This is a genomic window from Methanobrevibacter cuticularis, from assembly GCF_001639285.1.
In the GTDB taxonomy this organism is placed as follows: domain Archaea; phylum Methanobacteriota; class Methanobacteria; order Methanobacteriales; family Methanobacteriaceae; genus Methanobaculum; species Methanobaculum cuticulare.
Window position 1 is genome coordinate 22,556 of record NZ_LWMW01000088.1, and the last position, 21,606, is coordinate 44,161.

The following is a 21,606-nucleotide window of genomic DNA, read 5'->3' on the forward strand; positions in this document are numbered from 1 at the left end:
AATGATTAATTATGAGTAAATATGTAAATGCAACAAGTAATAAAAACAACCCTACTTTTTACCTCAATCGGGGAGATTTTGAATTTAAACCTCGAGTAGAAACTGTAGAAGGAATTAAAAAAGGTGGAGTGTTTGAAGTTGAAGAAATGCCAAAAGGTATGGTAGTTGAAATCGACCCTAATAATGACATGGCAGTCAAACCTTTTAAAAATGGTATTCCTATTGGCACTCTCGGAACAGAACCTCAAGGCGATATACCTAGAGAAGATAGAGCAGCAGGCGAATATGAAATGCAAATAGCTCCTGTTGACATCGATGGTGAGATCGACTGGGTACAATTAGAAGATACTCATGCATTAGTAAAACCAGGAACATATTTAGCTATTGATAACGACCCTACTAAATATGCAATTAAAAGTTCTGCAACTGATGTAATAGCTTTAGAGACTAGAATTGAAAATGAAACTGGTTTTCTTTACGTATATCGTAGAGGACAAACCTCAAAAAAATAATAATAGGTGATATTTATGGCAACTGTTGAAATAAAAGATTTTACACCATTTGATATATTTGATGATAGATACTTAGCTCAATTATTTGTCACTGATGAAGTCGTAAAAGGAATGACAATAGCTCCATTACTTGGAATGGACACTACTGAAGCGAAAAGTGTTGATTGGTTCACTCGTGAACACACTACACAAGAATTAATTGATAAAAATTTAATCCAAAGAGACATGCCTTCAGCTCACGGATCTCAACTTTTAGAAGTCACAGGATCCGAATTAACCCGTGACAAGAAAGTAGTAGAAACTTATGGATTTAAATATAAAGTAGATCAACAAGACTTAGAAGACAACCCTAAACCTTTCTTAGAAGATATTAAAGATCATTGTTACAGAATAAGTAATAGATTAGACAATAGTATTGTTAAATCAATAATAAATGCTGCAAATATTTCTTCTGTTGATGTTATCGGAGGTCCATGGGCAAGTTCTACTAAAATTGATGAATGTATTAAAGGATTCTCTGATGAATATATGTTCCGAGACATTAATGGTTTTTTAAATACTTCAATATTATCTGCTGAAAGATATAAGAATTTAACTGATTTTATAGCAGCTACCGAAGGAATGGATAAACTTAAAGAGGAAAATGGCGTCGTTGATTATAATAATAAAAAATTCCACTTTGCAAGAAACACACCTTCTAATGCTTTCTTAGGTTGGTTTGATCAACTACCTCCTGGCGATGTTATATATAGAAAAATCAAAGGATGTTATGAACCAATAGCACAAAAAGAAGGTGCAGAAGCATACACCCCAGCAATCAATATGAAAATTATTGACGGCGATGGTGAAGGAATGGATCCAATTAGAGAATTCCGTTTTGCTGCTTCTTGGACGGTTCCAATCATCAGACCACAATCCATATTTTATAAAACAGGAATTTAATCAATTCCTACTTAATTAATTTTTTAAGAGGAGATATTAATGACTCTCAAAAGAAGTTTTAAAGATGCTTTGCATTTTATTAGAAATCCTCGAAGGATTTATAGTGCAATATGGGAAGAATTAGAAGGACTTGATTCAAAAGTAGAAGAACTTGATTCAACAGATGATGGAAATTCTTTAGGCACTTCTGTAGCAAGTGGTCCAGGTTATACTCAAAACCAATTAAATAATGCTTTTGGAGATATTAGTTCTGGATTAATACCTGAAAGTTTCATTGGAATTTATACTAATGAAAATGATAGTAAAAAATATTTAGTCACAGTATCCGATGGAGAATGGAAAGGAATTTTATTCGCTGCTATTAGTTAAGGTGTTTCAATGCCCGCTAATGAAAAAAAAGTCATAGCTAGTTTAAAAGGATGGCTCATTGAAAGTGAAGAATTATCTGAAACAACTCGTGATCGTGCTGTTAAGGTAATTAAAAAAAAATACATAACCAAATACATAGAAAAGGCAGTTAAAAGAGCTAAAGGATATACTAATAATCAAAATTTAGACACTGAAAATAATGAAATTGTTGTTGAAGCTGTTGAAACATGGACTGCTGGTTTGCTATGGAATCGAGAACTTAGAGACCAATCAGTCCCAGACCCTGGAGACAAAGTAATTCAAACAGGCGATGCACTCATAGCTGAAGCAAAAGAAATGCTAAGTCCTAATGTTATTCCTGTAAATAATACTCTAAAATCGCCTATAAATAGGTTAGTGATTGGTACAGCTTTTATAAGTGATGATTAATTATGTCAGCGAGTATTGAAACTAATGCTATAGCACTAGCTGCTAAATTTGGAACCTATCCTTCCCTTATTAAACAAGGATTAAGTGATGGTTTAGATGAATCAGCTGATTTTGGTGTTAGAACCATGAAAACAGCTCATAATCCTTTTAGTAAATCTGGTAAAACACTAAGATCTATTAAATCTATCACAACTGATGAGTTTAGCAGATCTATCGGCCCAATGACAGATAGTTTAGTGCCATTGTTTCTTGAAAAAGGAACTAAACCCCATATTATTATGGGAAACCCTTATTTATCTTTTGATGGTAAAAAAGGAAAGGTAATTCTTGGATGGAAACTAAAAAATGGAACAAAACCTGGTATTGTGTATCATCCAGGAACAACACCACGACCATTCGTTGAACCAGCACGCAATACATTAAAAGTTATGTTTCCACGAATCATGGCTACATATGTTAAAAATGCAATTAAATAGGAGGCAATTATGTATCCTCAAATAGATGAAACATTAGAAAAAGTTTTAAAAGAAAATAATCATCCTCTTTTAAGTAAATTTAAAATAACATTACTAACTAGAAAATGGGAAACTGAACCACATTGTATAATGATTATGCATACATCAGATGATCCTAAAGAAGACGAAGATACATATGATTCTGAAAGAAGATCTCTCGAATATATTATTCTTATTAAAACTACTAAAATTGATGATTTAGCTTATTTAGATGCTATGAAAGAACTTGGAAAAATTAGTTATGTTATTAAAAAAATTCTTAGAAAAAGCAAAGACATGGTCTACACTAATGAAGGTGGAAAGACTATTGACTTAAGACAGGGACTACAGATCGGGCAAATTGTCCCAGAATTTGTGAATTATGTAATTAAATCTTCACAAATGAAAATCATCATCCCTGTTGATGAAATAGATATAGAAACATTAGACAATGAATTTGAAAGTATTACATCAAAAGATACTGTAAAATGGGAGAGTTAATTTTATGGAATTAATTGAATTACCAGGAATTGGTGAAACAACAGCTGAAAAATTAAGAGAAGCTGGTGTTGAAAATATTGAACAAGTTGCAGAACTTGATATAAAAAAATTAGAAGAATTAGGAGTTAAAAAAAGAGATGCTCCTGAAGCATTGAAAATAGCAAAAGAAATCATCGAGAAAACCGAACCTGGAGAAGAAGAAGGTATTCTTGATATTTGGAGATTGCAGAAACAAATACCAAATTTCTTATTCAAAGCTTTTATAAAAACATTAAAAACGCCTGAAAAGCTATCAGAAAAAGAATTAGATAATAAATATGATGGATTTATGAAAAGAGAAATATTTAAAAAAGAGTAGATATTTATGATTAGAAAATTTGCAATAACAGATGAATTTGTTGAAGAAGAAATATCACAAAGAAGCGGTATTAGTGGGGTTGTGTTGCTTGTAGGTGATTTTCAAAAAGCAGATGCTAACACACCTTATTTAATAACAAATCCAAGAAACATTCCAGATACAGTAGGAAATGATCCTGCATACACTGGAAGTAAATGTTTAACTCAGCTATTCAAAAAGGACGAAGAACAAAATAATCATGGTGCTAGTGCTGTTATACCTTTACAAATGGGAACTAGAACTAGAGCATCATGCACTGTTGATGTTGACGGAGGTGAGTTAGAAGCTGAAACATTAGCTGGAGGTGTTTGGGGAAATAAACTTAGATTATCACTTACTAATGGATTGGACGATACTTTTATTTTCACAGTGTCTGATGGCACCCGCAATATCATTGAAGTACCAAATAAATCATTAGACAGCATTATTAAGATTGTTAACGGTGGTAAAAAACATATAATGTTAACCTTAACTGAAGATACAAATAAGACTTTCACAAGTGTTACTAATCAAGCTTTCACTGGAGGATCTGAAACTAAAGGAAGTTTCACAATACAAAACCTTTACACAGTTCTCAATTACCTTAATAAAGATAAATACAATATTTTACTTTTCTCTGAGAAATTAGGAAGTAATCTTTTTGATGTGATTGGGGAATATTTAGATGAAAGATATGCGAAAGGAAAACAATCATTTAGTATTTTACCTTTAACTACTACAGACAATAAGGAAACAAAAATAGATACTGCTAATAGTGCTAGATTTGAGAGAGTAGTTTATATTAATCAAACAATCAATGATTTAGATGAAGCTGAAACCTGTGCAAGAATTGCAGGAGCAATAGCAGGATTACCTGTCAATGAATCATTATCTGAATATGTTTTAAATGATATAACTTCAATACATCCAGTTTTAAGTGAAGATGATATTGAAGATCTTACAGCTGCAGGTATAATTTGTCTTGAACTTAAAGACACTTTTTCACAAAAATATCAAGTATATTCAAGTGTAACCTCTTGTATTGATATTGGTAAAGATGGGCAACTTGTTCCGCAAGGAGAATTACATGGTTTAAGGTCTTCTGATTATTGTTTTGATAAATTAAATGATGTTGAAGATAATTATCTTGCAAAAACAAAAGTTAAAAGAAGCAAAGAAATCTTAAAATCAGCATTAGATAAAGCCGCAGGAGATATAGTTAAGGATGAAATTGTTGAGAGCATTGAACTTTCTCTTGAAATAGATCCTAAAAATCCTAAAAATTTAATAAAAGATCGTGAAATTAAAGTTTTTAATATACTTGAGAAAATCCATAATCGTGATAAAATCGTGTGGGAAGAGGTGTAGAATATGGCATTAGTAGATATTACAATAATCAGGCCAGATGGAACAACTTTTAGAATTCCTCATTTGGTAAAACATGAGACAAGTGAAGATGAAGATAGTGGAGTAACTGAAACTTATGATGAAGATATTCCAGAAGAAGGAAGTATAAAACGTGGCCTTTCCACATCAGGTATAATTGTTGCAGGTGATGGATACCCTACAGAAACAGAATTAAGAGCTATGACCTCAAATGTTCCTGGAGGATATCAACTTGTTGCTATTGATCATCAAATTAAAACTAAATATACTTATGGCGGAGTCATGAGAACAAGCTGGAAAAATGGCCGTGATGGTAAAAAAAGACCTACTCGTGATTTAGAGTTTTCAGCAACTAGTTTAGAAACAGAGGACGTGTAATTATGTATGAAGATAATGATTTACTTAATTTAGAAGATAATGATGATATTCTCTTAGAGGACGAAGATTGTGAAGAATCTGAAGATTCTGAAGATTCCGAAGATATTAAAGATTTTGACCTTGAACTCTTGCTCATGGGAGGAATTGTTGATAGAGAGATAGATTTCTTCAACAAAAAAACAAATAAGCAAGACAAAATGTTTGTTCGTTTAAAATCTGTTTCTCATGAAGAATGGGTTAAAGCAGAAGCTAAACTCAATAAAAACAAAAAAAGTAAAAAAACTGTTAAGGATTTCGTCGGAGCACTTGTAGCTAAAAGCTGGGTAGATTCTGACGCCAAACCTATACCAATAACAGCAATTCGTTCATTAGACAATGGTACTTTGAAAAATATTTACGAACAAGTTAAATTTGTATCTGGACAATTTGAAGATAAAACTGAAGAGAGAATGATTGAAAAATTATTAGATTTTTAGACATTGAAGATGGTCGTGGTGGATGGATCACGATGAATTTTATAGGAGGAACTCCTCTTGTAAAATCTATGCGAGAAATCACCCCTCTTCAAATAAAAACTATTGGAATTATAAATAAAATACATAATAAGATTATAAAAAAGAATATTAAAGATAATAAAAATGATTAATATTCTTTTAAATCCTTTTTTTTAAGATTTGTTACTTTTTTAGGCCATAAGGCAGCGAGAGCCATCGTCAATTTCAGAGGTTGTAATCATGCTTGAAGAATTATTAATTAAAATCAAAGCAGTACTCGAGGGCGGAGGCTTTGACGATGCTGTTAGCAGTATAAAATCAGTTGGAATTCAATCTCAAACAGCAACAGAGCAGATGAAAAATGATATAAATTCTGTCAAATCAAACAGTTCTGGTGTTTGGAGCAGTATAACAAGTAATGCTTCTTCGGCATGGTCGAGTATAAGTAATGGTGCATCGAGTATTAAAGAAAGTATCAGCAGTGCTTTTGCAGGAGCTAAACAAAGTGCTTCTGATTTTATGAGCCATCTTCAAGGAATGGAAGGAATGATGGCAGGTATTCTTGGTGGTGTTGGTGTTGCATCTGTTACAGATTTGGTTGTAGGTACTTCTGCGAAAGCCGAAGTAAATAAAGTTTTGCTTAATAACATGACTCAGACAAAACAAGGTGCTGAGGCATTATACACTGCTGTTGATAATGCTACAAATAAAACTCTTGTTAGTATGCAACAAGTTATACCTGCTTTAAATAAGTTCAAAGCTTCCACAGGTGCTAACGAACAAGCATTGAAAGGTATTACTCCTAAACTTGCTAATTTTGGTTCATATGTTTATGCAATGACTGGAAGTGCAGCATTAGCCGATACTGCAATGATGGATCTATCCAAAGGTATTGATGGAGCTTTCGCAAGTTTAGATCAATATGGAATTACAGAAAAATCTTTAATGGATACTGGTCTTTGGTCTGGTAAAAAGGATGATGTAGAAGGCTACATGAATGCTGTAAGCCAAGTAGTAGGAAGTACTGACGAACTCATGGGAACTTTCACAGGTATTAAAGCTACTATGGGAAAAGTATTTAGCGTGGCTGGAAAACAGATAGGACAGGATTTATTACCTGTTCTTAAAGATCTTATGAATGGTTTTATTGACCTTAATAAAGCTACTGGCGGGAATTTAACAAGAGGAATATTAGCTGTTGTTGGGGGTTTAGGTGGTTTATTAACTGTTGGTTTTGGTGTTAGTACTTTACTTCCTTTAATTACTAGTGGGTTTGGGGTTTTAAAAGGAGTACTTACAGGAATTAAAGCTCTTGCTACAGGCACTGCTTTGACAAATGCAGTTAAAGGTGTTACTGAGAGTACAGGTCTTGTTGCTCATACTGCAGAACTTACAGCAAATACTACAGCTTTAACAGCAAATACTGCAGCTCTTGAAGCGAATAACATTGCAAGAGTAACATCTATGGGTGCTGTTGCTGCAGGTGTTAAAGGAATAGGTGCTGTAGGAAGTGCAGCAGGAAGTGCAGCTCCAGGAGCCGCGGCAGGTGCGACAGGATTTGCAGCCATATCATCATCAATAACTAGCATGTTAATTCCATTATTAGCTATTAGTGCAGTTATTGCAATAATGATACCTATAGTAGCTGGTTTAGTCATTGAAATTATCGCATTTGTTAGGTTAATTGGTGAAGTTATTAAATTGCTTGGTTTTGATAAGCTTAATCTCAAACCTGCAATTGAAGGCATTAAACAAATAGGTTTAGCAATGTGGGAAATAGGCAGAGCTTTTGCAGCGATGACTTTGATTAATCTTATAGGTATTATTCACACTGTTACTGGAGGAATTTTAGGATTTTTTGTATCTTTAAGCACATTTGTTGCAGAAGTCAAAGCAGGAGTACCTATAATAAATGAACTAGCATCGATAGCAGATATTAATCCTAATGTGGCTAAGAAGATTAAAGCATTTGATGATGCATGTCAACAAGTGGTAACAGCAGTACAAGCATTAAGTACAATAGACTCAAGTTTATTTAACTGGAATCCGTTCACAAATTTTATTAATAGTTTAACAACTGCTAAAGAAGATATTACTGAAGCTGCCAATATTATAAACAATTTCAAAGATATTCATAATATTAATCCTGCTGTAGTCAATAAGCTTAAAGCTGTAACCGATTCACTTAAACATGTAGCAGATAGTATTTCAGCTTTAAGAACTGTTGATGATAAGTTACAAACTTGGAATCCATTATCTAACTTGATTGAAGCAATGAAAAGTGCTAGAAAGGATATCGGCAATGCTAGTATTCAATTAAGGAGTTATAGTACAATAGCTAATGTTCCAGAAGGTACAGCTAATAAGATAAAAACAGTCACTGATTCATTAAAAAATGTAGCTGAGGCTATCAGTTCCATGAGAACTGTTGATGATAAGTTACAAACTTGGAATCCATTAAGTAACCTCATAACTACTATGCAATCTGCTCGAACTGATATAGGCCAAGCTTCTGTAATTTTAGCAGGATACAGTACTTTAGCTAATATTCCAGAAGGAACGGCAGAAAAGATTCAACGTGTTCAGTGGAGTATTTCTCACGTTGTTAATGCTCTTAATAGCTTAAACACATTGAATAGTAAATTAGGTGAAGTTGATTTATCTAATTTAATATCTAAGATGCAAACAGCTAGAACTAACATAGGATTTGCAAGTGTATCTTTAGCCAGTTATAGTACTTTAGCTAACATCGATTCTATCATTTATGCAAAAATCGACGCTGTTAAAAATGCAGCTGTGAGAGTAGCACAAGCAACTACTTCATTAAATGGTATCCCTGCTCCTTCTGGAAATAATAATCTCGATTTGGCTGTTGAAACAATAAAAAAGGCTACAACTAAACTAAATGAACTAACTGGTTTAACTGTAAATGGAGAAACTGTAAGTGGTGTTGTAAATGCAATATCAAATGCAATTTCTCAGATAAATGCAAAATTAAACAGTGCAAATCCTGCTCCTGCGGCTAAAAATCTTGGGACTAAGATTGTTAATGGTTTCAAATCATCTGCAATACAATTAAAAACTGTTGCTGGGGCCGAAGCAAACTGGGCAATCAATGCAATCAATACTAAAGCAAGTAGTATATGGACTGCTGGGTCAAAATTAGGATCAAGTCTAGTTCGTGGATTTAGATCTGGTTTGAATCAAAGTTCACCGGGTGATGCTGCAAAAGCTGCTGCTGCTGAAGCAGAGTTTATTAACAATGCTTTCACTGATAACTATAGTTCTTTATATAATATTGGTAAAGAAGCTATGAGTTCAGTAGCTAGTGGTTTTGGTTCTGGAGTTAATTCTGGTAGTCCTGGAGATCTTGCAAATGCAGTACTAGCTGAGATGAATTATGCTCTTGATTTTATGAGTAATCTTATTCCTGAAGCTTATACTTTAGCTAAAACTTTAGGTGAAACTATTGTATCTGGTTTTGGAACACCTACTTTACCATCTGTTGCTAATGAAGGTTTTGAAGATTTTAAATATCCTGCTGTTATTGGTGATGTTCCAAGCGGAGGTAATGTTACTGTAAATAATAATGAATGGAATTTAACAATCAATAATCCAGTAGTTAAAGATGAAGATGACATTGATGATTTTGAATACAAGTTAGAAAGATTACTCGATAAAAAATTAAGAACCACATAAGGAGGAATTAAATGCCATATTACTCACTAGTGCCCAAGCCTTCAAATGAAAAATTAACTCTTGAAGTTATGTCAAAAGCAATTTCATTAAAAGTCAAATTGGGAGCAAGATTTAATCCTCAGTTAAATAATGAAACCATTGATTTTGACAATGTTATTGGTAGTCAAACTATTCATCAAGGAGCAAGAGGAGGGGAATTAGAAATTGAACCTCTTTTTGAACTTAATAGGGATCCAAAGGATTTAGACAAATTAAAAAAATTAGAGAGTTGGTATCTTAATGGAACTCAACTTTGGGTTTTATATGCTACTGATGAAAAATATGCGAACCTTATATTTGGTTGTAAAGGGCATCAATCTTATATAATTGTTGATGTTGATGTAACAGAATATCATAGAGGTCGACATGATTTAAAATTAAGACTTCAAAAACAAACAATATTTCCTCCTGAAGTGAAAAGCTTCACATCATGGAAACCAGCCACTAAAACCACCTCTACAAATTCCAAGTCTGTAGCTAAATCAAATCCTTTAATCACTGCTCTTGCTAAATGTAAACTTCCTCTGTATGAAAACAGATTAGGGAAAAACAAAACAAGTGATTGTGATTTAACATGGCAGGAAATTCTTAGATTGTTCAAATTTTACATCACTTATAACGGCAAATCTCTTAAACTTGATGGTTATTTTGGTTTTTATACCGAGGACGCTACTAAAAAGTTTCAGAGAAAATATAAGATTAAAGTCACTGGAAAATGTGATACTCAGACACTTAAAAAGATTAAACAGTTGATATTAGCTAGTATCAAAAAAGAGGTTACTGTTCAATATCCTAAAAGTGTTGGAGGAGTACAAATAATAAGATAAAGGTGTGTTTTGATGGTTAAAATTTATGCTGGAACTGTACCAGACTTAACATCTGCTATTTTTTCTGACTTATCATACAAGCAACATGTTTATAATCCAAACACAATTTCTTTTCAATCAACTAAAAAAATTGGAAATGGAACAGATATAAGAGTTTTAGGGAATTTCCCAGATTTTGGAGGTAAAATCAATGATTCAGACATTGGTGATGGGATACATTCTTATGAAGCTATTGATTACTCTGATTTGCTGAGAGGGAAAATTAAAGGTAGTTTTTCAAAAAAAAGCAGAAGTTATATGCTTAAATCAATATTAAAATCTAAAGGTTTGAAAATTGGTGGTATAAAAAATACAAAGAAAAAATATGATTCTCTAATTTTCAAGGATGTCAAAGCCATAGATGCATGTCATCAAATATGTAATCTTGAAAATGATCATCATGAGTTTTTTGTCAATAGTAATGGAATAGGTGTGTTTAAGAAGATACCTCAAACATATAAAGGAATTGTTCTTAGACCAGGTCATTATGAAGGTTACAGTACCAAAACTGATACTAGTAACATTATAACTGAAGTAAAAGTCTATGGTAAAAAAGATGCTGCAAAGCTATTGTACAGTTATAAGAATAAACCTTTATCTGCTAAATATGGTGTTATCACAGAGTTAATCATTGATGATAATATTAAAACAAAAGCTAAAGCTAAAGCTAAAGCCAAACAATTGTTTCAATCTAAAGGAAGGGCTGAAATTGAAGCAGTTTTAACAATACCTGCTATAAAAGAATATAAACCTTTAAAGCCAGGAGATTGGATTGTTGTTTATGATAAATCAGGTAATATGAAAACCCTCTTTATTGAAGAGATGACTTACAAAAAAGGCCTTCTATCACTTAAATTAATGAGTGAAAAAACACCAGCACCTGAAAGCTGGACATATAAACCTCCAGATAGTAAAAGTAAAAATACTTGCAGTTCAAATGCTAAAGGAATAAGTCCTCCAAAGAAAGTTGAAGGATCTTGCAAATTTTGTAAGCAATTACCTACTCAAAAAAATACTTTTGTTAATAAATGTCCTCATTGTGGTAAAAAAGGCAAACTAAAATTTAATTATGGCCATAATGGGAAGAAAAAGTATAATTATAGTCATCATGATGCACCCGAAGGACAATTTACTTGTGATCCTAATCAAGGAGGTTGTGGTGCTGATTATTGTGCCAAATGCGGATATGAAAAGGTTTATAAGAAAAAATATCATCTTACGAAAGTTTCTGGAACATCTTCTTGTTCTGTTGCAGGTGTTAATAAAAATGTGTCTGCTAAAGCGAAATCATTAGGCAGTGCATGTAAAATTTTCAAATGGATTAAAAGCAATATCAAATATGCATTTTATTATGACAATAAATATTCTGCTTATGAAGTTATGACTAAAAAGAAAGGTAATTGTGCAGATCAATCAAGATTACTCATAGATATGTTAAAATCAATTGGCATAATTGGTACAAGAAAACATACAAAATGTCCATATCGTGGAGGTATGGTGGGACATTATAATGTTAGTGCAAAAGTCAATGGCATGACTCGAATTATTGATACAGTGAGTTCAAATCCTGCAAACAAGCATAAGGGAGCATGGACTAGAACTTCATCGTGCTAGGTGGTTATTGTGACAGCTGAAGATAAACTTGCATCATTGATGAATGATAGGCTTGATTTTGGCGAATCTCCTCTTGAATGCAGAGTGTATTCAAAATCAAAAGGTATTAAATTAGTAGTTTTAGGAACTGAACATCAAGAAAACCCTATTAAATTCACAACAAATGTTAAAATTCTTAAACATATTGATGTTGAAGTAGGTAACCGTGTTTTAGTAGCATTTATTCAAGGAAAGATAAATAAACCAATTATTGTGGGAGTGATTAAATAATGGAGGATATTATAGATTTTGGTTGTGATTTTGATTCAAGTTTTGAATTATTAAGTCCTGGCGGACATTTCAAAATGGTTAGTGGTGTTGAAAATGCAAAACAAATAGTTGTTAATAGATTAACTACAATTCCTGATGATCTTGCTTTGTTTAATTATGATCATCCTCATAATGATTCTTATAAATATCTTGCTTCTACTGATGTAACCCATGCAAAAGCATTGATTAAATTAGCTACAGAAGAAGCATTAGTTAGATTAGGTATTGTAGAAGAAATAATAAGTTTAGAAGTTAATTATAAACCAAAATCCTGTTATGTTGATATTACTTTGAAATTGATTGATGGAACTATTTTAGATGAAGATATTGAATTGTACGAGGAGGATTAAGTAAAATGGCTGAATTAGATTTTGAAGAGTCTACTGATGAACCTCAAGATAGTATTAAAATGTTCACTGGTGATTCGGTTTCTGTCATGAGTATAGTATCTGAAATGTTTAATATTTATAAATCTCAGTTTGAAGAGGGAAAATCACCAATTAAGTATCTCGATGAGGGAGGTGAAGCAAGAAATATCCTTGAAGTTATAAGCTTTATCATTATTTTTTATTTTCTTTTTTACTTAAACTCAATGGCTCTAGTGTATTTCATACCTCATTCTAGTGGAGATTTCTTAGATATTCTTGGAAGAGATAATCTTCGAAGTGCAGCTGAAAAAAGTAAAAGAGATTTATTGTTTTATTTTCCTGACGATGCTGTAAAAGATTATGATATAACTATTCCTGCCTGGTTTGTTGCAAGTACTGAAGATGATGAAGGTCTTGAATTTGAAACAATTGTAGAAACTGTTCTTGTAGCAGGTCAAAATAGTGTTCTTGTTCCTGCACAGTCAATATACGGAGGAAGTGAATATAATGTTGGAAGTAATCGTGTGACAGTTCTTGAAGAGGAACTAGATGATTTAGAAGTGACAAATCCAAATCCTTTCATAGGTGGGACTGATGATGAAGATGACGAATCTTATCGTGCTAAATTACTTGCAGAAAAACGAGGAGTAAACTTTGGGAGTGTTGAATGGTATAAAGATGAAGCTGAAAAAATAGACGGAGTACATGACGCTAAAATTGTTAATTGTGAGAATGGAAATCATACACTAGGAATAATTATCAATCCCCCAGTCGATGACATTATTAGTAATGTTATAAATTTTTTCAGTTCACCAGGGAATATTCCTGGGGGAAATTCTCATTATATTTATGGAGTTACTCCTGTCTCTGTTGATTTAATCATTGAAAATATTACATTTTCTCCAGATATAAATCCTCAAGATGGTCGCGACGAAATACAAACAAGATTATTAAACTTTTTTAATAATCGTATGATTGAAACTGATTTTTCACGAAGTGACATTTTAACAATATTATCGCAAATCGAGGGATTAATTGATTATTCTCTTTTGGCTCCTGCACAAGACATGGAATGCGAACCTAATAGTGTTTTTGTAGCTGGTACAATAGATTTAAGGAGTTAAATATTTATGGCCAGTTTAGGGGATTATTTAATAAGTCTGTTGCGTAAAAATAAACCAATTCAAAAACCAGATAATGCCATGCACCAGTTATTGAAGTTTGGCGTTGGAGGTTTACTTGATTATTACGAAGAGTTTATGAATATCACAATTAGTAAAATTAATATTTTCAATAATAATCCTGCTGAAGATACTACTGAAATGGAAGAGAAAATATCAGCAGGATTATTAAAACTTCAAGGTGATGAATTAGGAATTTACCGGCATGAAGGAGAGTCTAATGTAAATTATCGTAATAGACTACTTGCTTTCATGAATGGAAATAACAGCATTCTTGGAATTATCACAATAGTTTCTAATTTATTGAATATTCCTTCTGATAGTTTCCATGTCATGCATGAAGTATTAAATAATGAACCTCTTGGTTTTGAAGATACTATTACTAATATGCTTGATAATGAAACAACGAATATTTTAGTTTCTTTAATTAGTGAAAAAGAGCCTAACGGAAGCACTATTATAATTGAGTTGCCTGATGGTGCTGATTGTGAACTTGTGTATGATGTTGTTAGTAAAATGCTTTTCGTGGGAGTTAATCTCATTGTTAAAAGTGGAAGTATAAGTTATCCATAGGGGTTTTTGATATGGTTGATCATGATAGGTTATTGATAGCTGTTATTTCAGCTGTTGATGAAGAATTACATGGTAAGTATGATTTTGAAAAAATAGTCTCAAATCACACTATAAATAAAGAAGGTGAGATTGTGGTGACTGGTTCTGATTTTGAATTTGGTTTTGATAGTAGAACTTATGATTTAATTTGGGGAGCTGGTGTTTGATGGTTAAAATTAAGAAAGATTCGAGAAAATGGTTTTTCAAAGGATCATCAAAAAAAGGCAAAGAAGAGTTTCCTGTCGAATGGCTCAATGGAGTCATGTCTTATATTGAAACTGGAAATCAGGAAGCATTTATAACTTTACCTTTTGATTTTGAAAATGGGCAATTTCCAGATGATGAAGAAGAACATGAGGCGAAATTTGCTTCAAATATATTTATCAAGGGCAATTTTGAAAACAACCAAGAAAACATAATAATCAACAGAGAAGGTAGTTTTAAAATAAATTTTTACCCAAACATTGCTCCTTTTCATAGATTTAAGAAAGTAATTGTTGAAACAAGTACTCAAGCTCAATTAAGGTTATTGTTCCGTGATTTTGCAGGTAATATTGTATATAATGAAATAACAAATGTTGCTTCTGGAAAAGCTGTTTTTAGTTTAGAACCTCTTGAATTAAATCTTCAAACAGTTACAGCTGAAATAATAACAAATTCTGATGAAACACAAATTAATAATATTATTTTTAGTTTTGATCTTAAAGCGGAAAAAGTAGATCAAATTTTCAAAAACTTAGTTAGACTAAATCAAGAAGGAAAAATTGATGTTGATCAGTTAGACATTAAATATATTTCTGGAGCTGAAACCATTGCTGGTGAGGAGTTGCCTGTAAATAATCAAAATAATAATGTCATTCTACCTGAAAATCTTTTTCCAGATATAATTTTAGATGATGATTGTGATTTATATATAAGTTGGGATCCTACAGATGTTTCAGCACAAATTAATCAATTAAAACAACAAGTAGAAAATTTACAATCTATTGTTGAAAACACAACAATCCCTTATGATGTAGGAGACATTATAAGCACAACAAATTCAAAAAATCCTGCAACAAGGACAGGATGGGAACATACAACATGGGAAGCTTATGCTAAGGGTCGTGTGCTTGTTGGAATTGACCAAAATGATAGTGATTTCAGTTCTGCAGGTAAAATGGGCGGTGCTAAAAAACATAAGCTAAATGTGAACGAAATGCCTTCACATAATCATGCTGGAAGTATTGGTGGTGGTGGAAGTGGAAATACTGGGAGTAATTCCCATGCACATGGTTTGCATTGGGATCATGTTAAACTGAGTATTGGTGGATCCTCAATTGCTTTAGTACGTACTGATGGAAGTAATACTTCAAGTAGTAGTGTAATGACAACTAATACTCATTATCATACTCTAGCAACACATACACATAGTATGAGTATTGGTTCAACAGGTGGAAGTGGAGAACATAATAATCTACAACCTTATGTATCTGTTTATATTTGGAGGCGTGTAGCATGAAGTTTATTGCAAATATTTTATATAAAATAAAAAAAGGAATGCCTGGAGGAGTAGCTGAACTTGATAGTAATGGGAAAGTTCTTAGTACTCAATTACCTTCTTATGTTGATGATTATGAAGAATTTGACAGTTATGACGATTTCCCTCAAACTGGGGAAGCAGACAAAGTATACTTAGATAAAAGTACTGATAAGACTTATAGATGGACTGGAACACAATACGGAGTTATCGGAAGCAACATTGCTCTTGGTGAAACTCCTCAAACAGCTTACAGAGGAGATCGTGGTAAAATAGCTTATGATCATTCACAACAAACTAGTGGAAATCCTCATAAGGTTAGTGCTTCTGATTTAGGGCTTTCAGAAGTAGCTACGACTGGAGATTTTGAGGACTTGATAAATAAGCCAACTATTTCTGGTGGTGGCAGTAATGGATTACCACCTATATATAATTTAAAAAGTGGAAAATTCTTATACAGAGCCAATGATCCCAATAAACCCGTATCTGATGTAAATGAAGACCAAACAGTTTTAATTCTTAGTGGAGAATTTGCAGATTTCAATATAGCTGTAATAACAACTTCGAGGATGGATTATAATGGAAGATATTGGGTGTGTGGTAGATGGCGTAATGTTAATTATAATCCATTGGTTGAAGTAACCAATCAAGCTCAGAAAGATATTCTAAATAAAATAATGGATTTAAACCCTACTTCTTTTAAACAAGCAGCAAGTGGGCAAAGTCTTACAGTTGAAAGAAGCGAGAATATAATGTGTGGGTATGATTGGGTTACTGGAAACCGTCCTTTTAGTATGTACAGACAGGGGTGTTTGTTAATTTTTGATGATACTATTGCAGCTACTACTTACAGTGCTAGAAGAGCTTTTATAATTGGGTTTGGCTCTCAAAATTCTTCTTCGTGGGCAGGAAATATTAGAGTTGGGATAAGAGAGAAACCAGCTAATTCAACTACTTGGGGAGCAGAAACATTATATTGAAGGTGGATTAAATGAATCATGAAAAATTTGAACTCAATTTTGATATAAACGAAGCACCAGAGAGTATCAAAAACAATATTCTGAATAAAGGCTACTTTTATGACTTAGTAGATGAGGAATATATTCGTAATACTGAAAAAGAGAATGAAATAAAGCGAATGAATGAAGTTAATGAATTAAAACAGCAAATAAAGGAACTACAATTATCTGATGATGAAAAGGATTTTGTTATCAATATTCTTATAACGGACTATGTTGGCGGTAGTATTGAAAAATCAGATAAAGACTTGCTTAAATCTTTTAAAAATAGAATGAATCAAGTTAAACAATTACAAAAAGAATTGGAGACTAAATAATGAAATTAGAAAATAATATTTAAAAATGCGGGCGTGGTTGGATTGGGATTTAAAAGCATAGCATCTACCGTTGTCGCTGGAGGTTTTGTAATATTAATTGAAGTGTTAGTAGATAATAATTTCAAATTAAATCTTGAAGAAATTACAACACTGATTTTAATCATTATTTTATTATCAATCAGCAGCGGATTGATCTATATTGCTTCCTTTAAGGAAACAAACAAGAAAAAAGACATTGAATATAAAAATATTCATGTCAACGATGAATTAGATTATGCTGATTTGATTAATATAGTGCATTTGCAGAATCAAACAATTAAAGAAAAAACTAAACAAATTAATAACTTATATGATAAGATTAAAGATAAATAAATATGGAGTTGGTCGTGAATGGTTGAAAAAACAATGAAGCAGTATGAATTAGAATTTAAAAGACTTATAAATAAATATAATATTTTATTAGATATTTTATATGCTTTAATTTTAATATTTGTTGGTTTGGGGGTCTTATTATCTTTTGATTTGAAGTTTATTCTCTTTACAATAGCTGTAATTCTAGTTGTTCTTACTTTTGTTATTAAACAGTCCAAAGAAGATAAGGAAAGACGATTTAGTGTTAGATTCTTAGCTGAAAGGGTTGTTAAAAACGATAAGGACTTAGAAAACATGGATACTACTCTTGAAAAGATTAATAAGAAGTTGAATGAATTATTAGAAAAATGTAAATGGTGAATGATATAATGAAAGAATTTATTAGAAATAATCCGAAGTTAAGTAAGCTATTCACGTCCGACGGGATAGTATTATTTGGATTGTTAGCTGGAGGAATTTTAACACAATTTGGTGAGATATTACCTGCTGTAGTTGCTTCTACATTAGGTTTTATTGTGAAAATTTATAATATTTATATTGGTTTGAATATTATAAAGGGAAGAGAAGAAATTATAGTAGAAGAAACTGGGAAAACAGTCAACGAATATTTAGAAAATGAAGAAGGTGCTTAATTATGGCTATAGATTGGACTGAAAAAGAAATATTATTACTAATAGTGAATTTAGAAGATATGTATAAAAGAGGAGTTAAATACGCTAAAGAACATCCAAAAGAAAAAGAATTTAAAGTTTATGTTAATTTTAAAACAAAAACAGATTATATTTCATGGCCTAAAGTTAAATCACTTAAAAATGATCTAGCTAAAAGAATAACAGAGTATGAAAACACAAATAAAGAAACTCCTCACAGTGTTTGGGTGAATAAGCCTAAAACCACGGCTACTATTAAGAAAGATCCTGAATGGATGAAAAACAAATACATATTACAAGTAGCTAAAAAAATAGGGTCTTGGAGAAATGGTAAAGAATTTGTTGAGAAAATTAGGGCTTATGCTAAAAAGAAAGGTGGATTATACAAATACTACTTGAATTCTAGGCTTTTAGGAACTCAAAAAGAAATCGATGGATTAACAAACGGTTCACTTGGTAACTGTGTCGATTGGTCTCAGTTTGGATATGCTATGTTTAAAATCATGGGTTTTGTTTGTAGATATGCCCAATGGGCTTGTACTAATGTTACACACTTAACAGTGGAAGTTTATAAGTTAATAACTAATAATTATGATGTTGTTGATCTTGCAGCTATTGTTGATGCTAATAGTCGTAGATATGAGATTGGGGAGCATTGGTGTAGTAATAAAAGAGTTGCTACAAATCCTAATTGGATGTTTGAAAAAGGAGCTGTTGTATAAATATAATTTTTTTGAGGTAGATCTCTCTGGGGTCTACCTCTATTTTTTTAATAGTTAGTAGTACTTTTTATCTTTTCCTTATTATTATTACTTCTCATTTGCTTGGAGTTTTATTATTATATATAAAATACATAAAAATCAATCATGAAAATAAAAAGGAGGCTTAAGCATAAAGATTTATATAATGATTAAAAACAAAATATTATTATTGTTTTTTTCATGGAATGGTGATTATATGAATGAATGTAATGAGAAAATTAAACAACTAATGCATTATATTATAGATAAATGTAACAATAAAAAAACTTTTGGAACTACAGTACTTTATAAATTAATGTATTTTTCTGATTTTAATCATTACGAAAAATATGAAACACAAATAACTGAAGAAACTTATTTAAAATATCCCCATGGACCGGTTCCTTCAAATTTAGATCATTTTTGCAATGAACTTGAAAAAGAAGGTAAAATAGAGTTACATAAAATACCTCACAATGGTAACATGACTCAACATAGAAGAATTTCGTTATCTAATCCTGATACTAGTTTGTTGTCTACTAAAGAAATTGAAACTATTGATACTGTTATTGAAGAATTAGGAGATATGACTTCTACAAAGATTGAAGAATATTCTCATAAAGATAAACCATGGAGAGTCGCACAATTTCGTGAACCCTTGGATCCTGAATTTGTTTTTTATCGGGACGATGAGTATTCCGTGAGAGAGTATGATGACTAACTATGTTTGTGAATGCTTCCCTAAATTTAATGATGAGCAGGATGATTTACTCAAAAAATGTAAGTCACTTAAAGATGATGTGGAAAGGTTTAAAATAAGCCTTATTGATAATATAGAGCGTAATAATGGAGAAATACCTGTAAAAAAGAATAGTTTAGTACATGTTAATGGAATAAAATCACCATTACCTATTTTTAAAGTTAAGAAATTTCGTTGTAAAGGTATACCTAAGGGTAATAGATCAGGGTTTAGATTAATATTTGCTTATGATAGATCCGTATCCTTAATTTATTTCATTCAAATTTATTATAAAAAGAATGATAATACGGAGATGGATAGAAAACGTGCTAAGAAAGCATGCGATTTTATTTGTGATAATTGATTTTTTTAAATCATCCTTTTTGTTGATCATTTTTTACAGCGTTAGTTTTATATTCTTTGTTTTTTTTATTATAATTTACTCTTTTGTGTCGAGTAATAGGTTATAAATACTTACTCTTTTATAGAGAGTAAACATGAATTTACCCGGACTATTTTTTATAAAATTTTAAATCATTAATTTTAAAATAAATAATATTTATCTTTGTAATATTTAAAAGAACTAAATTTTTCTTATTTTTCATTATTTTTTTTCACAGAAAACAAAACATTTATATACTAGTATCAACATAGTATAATATACAAGTAGCAATACTTGTAGGAGGTGTAAAAAATCTCAAAAGAAGACTTGAAAGAGTTCTTAACTATCCTCAAATTGGTAGTAGAGATAGTTAAGGAACTCATATAGACTTTAGGGGGAAATCCCCTAATTTCTACTTTCAAGTAATTTATATATCTTTCATAATATATAATACTTTCTTTGAGAATAAAACACTTCCATTTTTTTATTTTTGGAGGTTTTGAAAATGGAAATAAAAATAAATAATGCTATCGAATCATTAGTGAAAACAGCACAACCACATGGAAATGGGGCAAGAGTACTAGTTCCCAAAGCTTGGATAGGAAAAAGAGTACAAATAGTACTATTAGAAGAAGATTAGACTTCTAAGATAACAATCATCATTTGAAATTGAATTGTTCTAGAAAACTGGGTTCTTCCTTTAACTTCTTTTTTAAATCACTTAAAAAAACAAATTGGCTACCATGACTAGCCATAACTATATTATCGTGTATGTCATGTTCTAGTTCTTTGATTCTTTCATAAGTCATTAAATTAGGGTTGAAATGATCAAAACCTAAGTATTTTTTATTCTCATTAATGGTGTTGAATATTCTGTCTTTTTCTTTTTCAGTTGTTTTTCCTGGTTGGAAATCCCTAATAGCTTTAATGGTTTCAGTGTATATTTCTGAAATTTTCTTATCAGTCATACTCAATAGTTTTATTTTTATATTAAAATATTGTTTTTATAGAGCCTGTGAAAAATAATATTATTAATATATAAAATTTTTAATAGCTATTAAATTTAATTAGTTAAATATATTAAAATATTAGTAAATATTCTATAGTTTTGAATAATACAAAATCATGAAAAAGTATGCCAAAAAGACAAATAAATTATGCGACATAGAACTATGTTGAAATCTAACATTTTTTAAATTTCAAAAATTTTGCATCAAACCAACTATACCATACTTAATAACAGAAAAATTTCAATGTCTTATTTTATAATAAAACTTTTTTAGTGGTATACTACTAATT

General features: G+C 31.3%; 30 protein-coding genes. 29 read left to right on the forward strand and 1 reads right to left on the reverse strand.

Features of this window, described 5'->3' with window-relative positions:
• The first annotated feature begins 11 nt into the window (after positions 1-11).
• The 29 genes from MBCUT_RS03480 to MBCUT_RS10495 all read left to right on the forward strand — a co-directional run bounded on the left by MBCUT_RS03480 (position 12) and on the right by MBCUT_RS10495 (position 20,947).
• Positions 12-512 (forward strand): hypothetical protein, encoded by a 501-nt coding sequence (locus MBCUT_RS03480; RefSeq protein ID WP_067258918.1) that lies wholly within the window; start codon positions 12-14, stop codon positions 510-512.
• A 15-nt stretch (positions 513-527) separates the two neighbouring features.
• Positions 528-1,454 (forward strand): hypothetical protein, encoded by a 927-nt coding sequence (locus tag MBCUT_RS03485; protein ID WP_067258920.1) that lies wholly within the window; start codon positions 528-530, stop codon positions 1,452-1,454.
• A gap of 39 nt (positions 1,455-1,493) precedes the next feature.
• Positions 1,494-1,823 (forward strand): hypothetical protein, encoded by a 330-nt coding sequence (locus tag MBCUT_RS03490; protein WP_067258922.1) that lies wholly within the window; start codon positions 1,494-1,496, stop codon positions 1,821-1,823.
• A 9-nt stretch (positions 1,824-1,832) separates the two neighbouring features.
• Positions 1,833-2,252, forward strand: coding sequence for a hypothetical protein (locus MBCUT_RS03495; RefSeq protein WP_067258924.1), 420 nt, complete (start codon positions 1,833-1,835; stop codon positions 2,250-2,252).
• A gap of 2 nt (positions 2,253-2,254) precedes the next feature.
• The gene (locus MBCUT_RS03500; RefSeq protein WP_067258926.1) at positions 2,255-2,728 is read left to right on the forward strand and encodes a hypothetical protein; all 474 of its coding nucleotides are present in this window, start codon (positions 2,255-2,257) and stop codon (positions 2,726-2,728) included.
• Positions 2,729-2,737: 9 nt separating this feature from the next.
• The gene (locus tag MBCUT_RS03505) at positions 2,738-3,247 is read left to right on the forward strand and encodes a hypothetical protein (RefSeq protein WP_067258928.1); all 510 of its coding nucleotides are present in this window, start codon (positions 2,738-2,740) and stop codon (positions 3,245-3,247) included.
• Positions 3,248-3,251: 4 nt separating this feature from the next.
• Positions 3,252-3,605: a helix-hairpin-helix domain-containing protein gene (locus MBCUT_RS03510; protein ID WP_067258930.1), complete on the forward strand. Its 354-nt coding sequence runs from the start codon at positions 3,252-3,254 to the stop codon at positions 3,603-3,605.
• Between the two features lie 6 nt (positions 3,606-3,611).
• A complete protein-coding gene (locus MBCUT_RS03515; RefSeq protein ID WP_067258932.1) occupies positions 3,612-4,991 on the forward strand; it encodes a hypothetical protein in 1,380 nt (459 codons plus the stop codon).
• Between the two features lie 3 nt (positions 4,992-4,994).
• Positions 4,995-5,387, forward strand: a complete 393-nt coding sequence (locus tag MBCUT_RS03520; protein ID WP_067258935.1) for a hypothetical protein — start codon at positions 4,995-4,997, stop codon at positions 5,385-5,387.
• 2 nt (positions 5,388-5,389) lie between these two features.
• On the forward strand, positions 5,390-5,863 hold the full coding sequence (locus MBCUT_RS03525) for a hypothetical protein (RefSeq protein ID WP_067258937.1): 474 nt from the start codon (positions 5,390-5,392) through the stop codon (positions 5,861-5,863).
• Between the two features lie 32 nt (positions 5,864-5,895).
• A complete protein-coding gene (locus tag MBCUT_RS10810; protein ID WP_157082460.1) occupies positions 5,896-6,033 on the forward strand; it encodes a hypothetical protein in 138 nt (45 codons plus the stop codon).
• Between the two features lie 88 nt (positions 6,034-6,121).
• Positions 6,122-9,580, forward strand: coding sequence for a hypothetical protein (locus MBCUT_RS03530; RefSeq protein WP_067258940.1), 3,459 nt, complete (start codon positions 6,122-6,124; stop codon positions 9,578-9,580).
• A gap of 11 nt (positions 9,581-9,591) precedes the next feature.
• Positions 9,592-10,446 carry a peptidoglycan-binding domain-containing protein gene (locus tag MBCUT_RS03535; RefSeq protein ID WP_067258942.1) on the forward strand — a complete coding sequence of 285 codons (855 nt, stop codon included), beginning with the start codon at positions 9,592-9,594 and terminating at the stop codon, positions 10,444-10,446.
• A 12-nt stretch (positions 10,447-10,458) separates the two neighbouring features.
• The gene (locus tag MBCUT_RS03540) at positions 10,459-12,099 is read left to right on the forward strand and encodes a transglutaminase-like domain-containing protein (protein ID WP_067258944.1); all 1,641 of its coding nucleotides are present in this window, start codon (positions 10,459-10,461) and stop codon (positions 12,097-12,099) included.
• A gap of 9 nt (positions 12,100-12,108) precedes the next feature.
• A complete protein-coding gene (locus MBCUT_RS03545; RefSeq protein ID WP_067258947.1) occupies positions 12,109-12,369 on the forward strand; it encodes a hypothetical protein in 261 nt (86 codons plus the stop codon).
• The gene (locus tag MBCUT_RS03550) at positions 12,369-12,758 is read left to right on the forward strand and encodes a hypothetical protein (RefSeq protein ID WP_067258949.1); all 390 of its coding nucleotides are present in this window, start codon (positions 12,369-12,371) and stop codon (positions 12,756-12,758) included. The genes MBCUT_RS03545 and MBCUT_RS03550 overlap by 1 nt, the downstream gene beginning before the upstream one ends.
• Positions 12,759-12,763: 5 nt before the next feature.
• A complete protein-coding gene (locus MBCUT_RS03555) occupies positions 12,764-13,900 on the forward strand; it encodes a baseplate J/gp47 family protein (protein ID WP_067258952.1) in 1,137 nt (378 codons plus the stop codon).
• 6 nt (positions 13,901-13,906) lie between these two features.
• Positions 13,907-14,530 (forward strand): hypothetical protein, encoded by a 624-nt coding sequence (locus MBCUT_RS03560; protein WP_067258954.1) that lies wholly within the window; start codon positions 13,907-13,909, stop codon positions 14,528-14,530.
• 11 nt (positions 14,531-14,541) lie between these two features.
• A complete protein-coding gene (locus MBCUT_RS03565; RefSeq protein ID WP_067258956.1) occupies positions 14,542-14,736 on the forward strand; it encodes a hypothetical protein in 195 nt (64 codons plus the stop codon).
• Positions 14,736-16,070 (forward strand): phage baseplate protein, encoded by a 1,335-nt coding sequence (locus MBCUT_RS03570; RefSeq protein ID WP_067258959.1) that lies wholly within the window; start codon positions 14,736-14,738, stop codon positions 16,068-16,070. The genes MBCUT_RS03565 and MBCUT_RS03570 overlap by 1 nt, the downstream gene beginning before the upstream one ends.
• Entirely contained in the window at positions 16,067-17,068 is a 1,002-nt protein-coding gene (locus MBCUT_RS03575) for a hypothetical protein (protein WP_067258961.1), read from the forward strand. The genes MBCUT_RS03570 and MBCUT_RS03575 overlap by 4 nt, the downstream gene beginning before the upstream one ends.
• 11 nt (positions 17,069-17,079) lie before the next feature.
• Positions 17,080-17,424: a hypothetical protein gene (locus tag MBCUT_RS03580; protein WP_067258963.1), complete on the forward strand. Its 345-nt coding sequence runs from the start codon at positions 17,080-17,082 to the stop codon at positions 17,422-17,424.
• Positions 17,425-17,457: 33 nt separating this feature from the next.
• On the forward strand, positions 17,458-17,796 hold the full coding sequence (locus MBCUT_RS03585) for a hypothetical protein (RefSeq protein WP_169805382.1): 339 nt from the start codon (positions 17,458-17,460) through the stop codon (positions 17,794-17,796).
• 18 nt (positions 17,797-17,814) lie between these two features.
• Positions 17,815-18,156, forward strand: coding sequence for a hypothetical protein (locus tag MBCUT_RS03590; protein ID WP_067258967.1), 342 nt, complete (start codon positions 17,815-17,817; stop codon positions 18,154-18,156).
• Between the two features lie 8 nt (positions 18,157-18,164).
• Positions 18,165-18,428 (forward strand): hypothetical protein, encoded by a 264-nt coding sequence (locus tag MBCUT_RS03595; RefSeq protein ID WP_067258969.1) that lies wholly within the window; start codon positions 18,165-18,167, stop codon positions 18,426-18,428.
• Positions 18,429-18,430: 2 nt separating this feature from the next.
• Entirely contained in the window at positions 18,431-19,168 is a 738-nt protein-coding gene (locus MBCUT_RS03600; protein WP_067258972.1) for a hypothetical protein, read from the forward strand.
• Positions 19,169-19,403: 235 nt separating this feature from the next.
• Complete coding sequence (locus tag MBCUT_RS03605; protein ID WP_067258975.1) at positions 19,404-19,907, forward strand: Panacea domain-containing protein; 504 nt, start codon at positions 19,404-19,406, stop codon at positions 19,905-19,907.
• On the forward strand, positions 19,897-20,289 hold the full coding sequence (locus tag MBCUT_RS03610) for a hypothetical protein (protein WP_157082461.1): 393 nt from the start codon (positions 19,897-19,899) through the stop codon (positions 20,287-20,289). The genes MBCUT_RS03605 and MBCUT_RS03610 overlap by 11 nt, the downstream gene beginning before the upstream one ends.
• Positions 20,290-20,812: 523 nt before the next feature.
• Complete coding sequence (locus MBCUT_RS10495; RefSeq protein ID WP_084270700.1) at positions 20,813-20,947, forward strand: DUF2080 family transposase-associated protein; 135 nt, start codon at positions 20,813-20,815, stop codon at positions 20,945-20,947.
• 19 nt (positions 20,948-20,966) lie between these two features.
• Here the strand turns inward: MBCUT_RS10495 and MBCUT_RS03615 are convergent, their stop codons facing one another.
• Positions 20,967-21,275 (reverse strand): hypothetical protein, encoded by a 309-nt coding sequence (locus tag MBCUT_RS03615; RefSeq protein WP_067258980.1) that lies wholly within the window; start codon positions 21,273-21,275, stop codon positions 20,967-20,969.
• Positions 21,276-21,606: the final 331 nt, after the last annotated feature.

Bases quoted from the DNA above. Each gene is read 5' to 3' on its own strand.
- MBCUT_RS03480 (WP_067258918.1), top strand. From the start codon at position 12: ATGAGTAAATATGTAAATGCAACAAGTAATAAAAACAACCCTACTTTT.
- MBCUT_RS03485 (WP_067258920.1), top strand. From the start codon at position 528: ATGGCAACTGTTGAAATAAAAGATTTTACACCATTTGATATATTTGAT.
- MBCUT_RS03490 (WP_067258922.1), top strand. From the start codon at position 1,494: ATGACTCTCAAAAGAAGTTTTAAAGATGCTTTGCATTTTATTAGAAAT.
- MBCUT_RS03495 (WP_067258924.1), top strand. From the start codon at position 1,833: ATGCCCGCTAATGAAAAAAAAGTCATAGCTAGTTTAAAAGGATGGCTC.
- MBCUT_RS03500 (WP_067258926.1), top strand. From the start codon at position 2,255: ATGTCAGCGAGTATTGAAACTAATGCTATAGCACTAGCTGCTAAATTT.
- MBCUT_RS03505 (WP_067258928.1), top strand. From the start codon at position 2,738: ATGTATCCTCAAATAGATGAAACATTAGAAAAAGTTTTAAAAGAAAAT.
- MBCUT_RS03510 (WP_067258930.1), top strand. From the start codon at position 3,252: ATGGAATTAATTGAATTACCAGGAATTGGTGAAACAACAGCTGAAAAA.
- MBCUT_RS03515 (WP_067258932.1), top strand. From the start codon at position 3,612: ATGATTAGAAAATTTGCAATAACAGATGAATTTGTTGAAGAAGAAATA.
- MBCUT_RS03520 (WP_067258935.1), top strand. From the start codon at position 4,995: ATGGCATTAGTAGATATTACAATAATCAGGCCAGATGGAACAACTTTT.
- MBCUT_RS03525 (WP_067258937.1), top strand. From the start codon at position 5,390: ATGTATGAAGATAATGATTTACTTAATTTAGAAGATAATGATGATATT.
- MBCUT_RS10810 (WP_157082460.1), top strand. From the start codon at position 5,896: ATGAATTTTATAGGAGGAACTCCTCTTGTAAAATCTATGCGAGAAATC.
- MBCUT_RS03530 (WP_067258940.1), top strand. From the start codon at position 6,122: ATGCTTGAAGAATTATTAATTAAAATCAAAGCAGTACTCGAGGGCGGA.
- MBCUT_RS03535 (WP_067258942.1), top strand. From the start codon at position 9,592: ATGCCATATTACTCACTAGTGCCCAAGCCTTCAAATGAAAAATTAACT.
- MBCUT_RS03540 (WP_067258944.1), top strand. From the start codon at position 10,459: ATGGTTAAAATTTATGCTGGAACTGTACCAGACTTAACATCTGCTATT.
- MBCUT_RS03550 (WP_067258949.1), top strand. From the start codon at position 12,369: ATGGAGGATATTATAGATTTTGGTTGTGATTTTGATTCAAGTTTTGAA.
- MBCUT_RS03555 (WP_067258952.1), top strand. From the start codon at position 12,764: ATGGCTGAATTAGATTTTGAAGAGTCTACTGATGAACCTCAAGATAGT.
- MBCUT_RS03560 (WP_067258954.1), top strand. From the start codon at position 13,907: ATGGCCAGTTTAGGGGATTATTTAATAAGTCTGTTGCGTAAAAATAAA.
- MBCUT_RS03565 (WP_067258956.1), top strand. From the start codon at position 14,542: ATGGTTGATCATGATAGGTTATTGATAGCTGTTATTTCAGCTGTTGAT.
- MBCUT_RS03570 (WP_067258959.1), top strand. From the start codon at position 14,736: ATGGTTAAAATTAAGAAAGATTCGAGAAAATGGTTTTTCAAAGGATCA.
- MBCUT_RS03575 (WP_067258961.1), top strand. From the start codon at position 16,067: ATGAAGTTTATTGCAAATATTTTATATAAAATAAAAAAAGGAATGCCT.
- MBCUT_RS03580 (WP_067258963.1), top strand. From the start codon at position 17,080: ATGAATCATGAAAAATTTGAACTCAATTTTGATATAAACGAAGCACCA.
- MBCUT_RS03590 (WP_067258967.1), top strand. From the start codon at position 17,815: ATGGTTGAAAAAACAATGAAGCAGTATGAATTAGAATTTAAAAGACTT.
- MBCUT_RS03595 (WP_067258969.1), top strand. From the start codon at position 18,165: ATGAAAGAATTTATTAGAAATAATCCGAAGTTAAGTAAGCTATTCACG.
- MBCUT_RS03600 (WP_067258972.1), top strand. From the start codon at position 18,431: ATGGCTATAGATTGGACTGAAAAAGAAATATTATTACTAATAGTGAAT.
- MBCUT_RS03605 (WP_067258975.1), top strand. From the start codon at position 19,404: ATGAATGAATGTAATGAGAAAATTAAACAACTAATGCATTATATTATA.
- MBCUT_RS03610 (WP_157082461.1), top strand. From the start codon at position 19,897: ATGATGACTAACTATGTTTGTGAATGCTTCCCTAAATTTAATGATGAG.
- MBCUT_RS10495 (WP_084270700.1), top strand. From the start codon at position 20,813: ATGGAAATAAAAATAAATAATGCTATCGAATCATTAGTGAAAACAGCA.
- MBCUT_RS03615 (WP_067258980.1), bottom strand. From the start codon at position 21,275: ATGACTGATAAGAAAATTTCAGAAATATACACTGAAACCATTAAAGCT.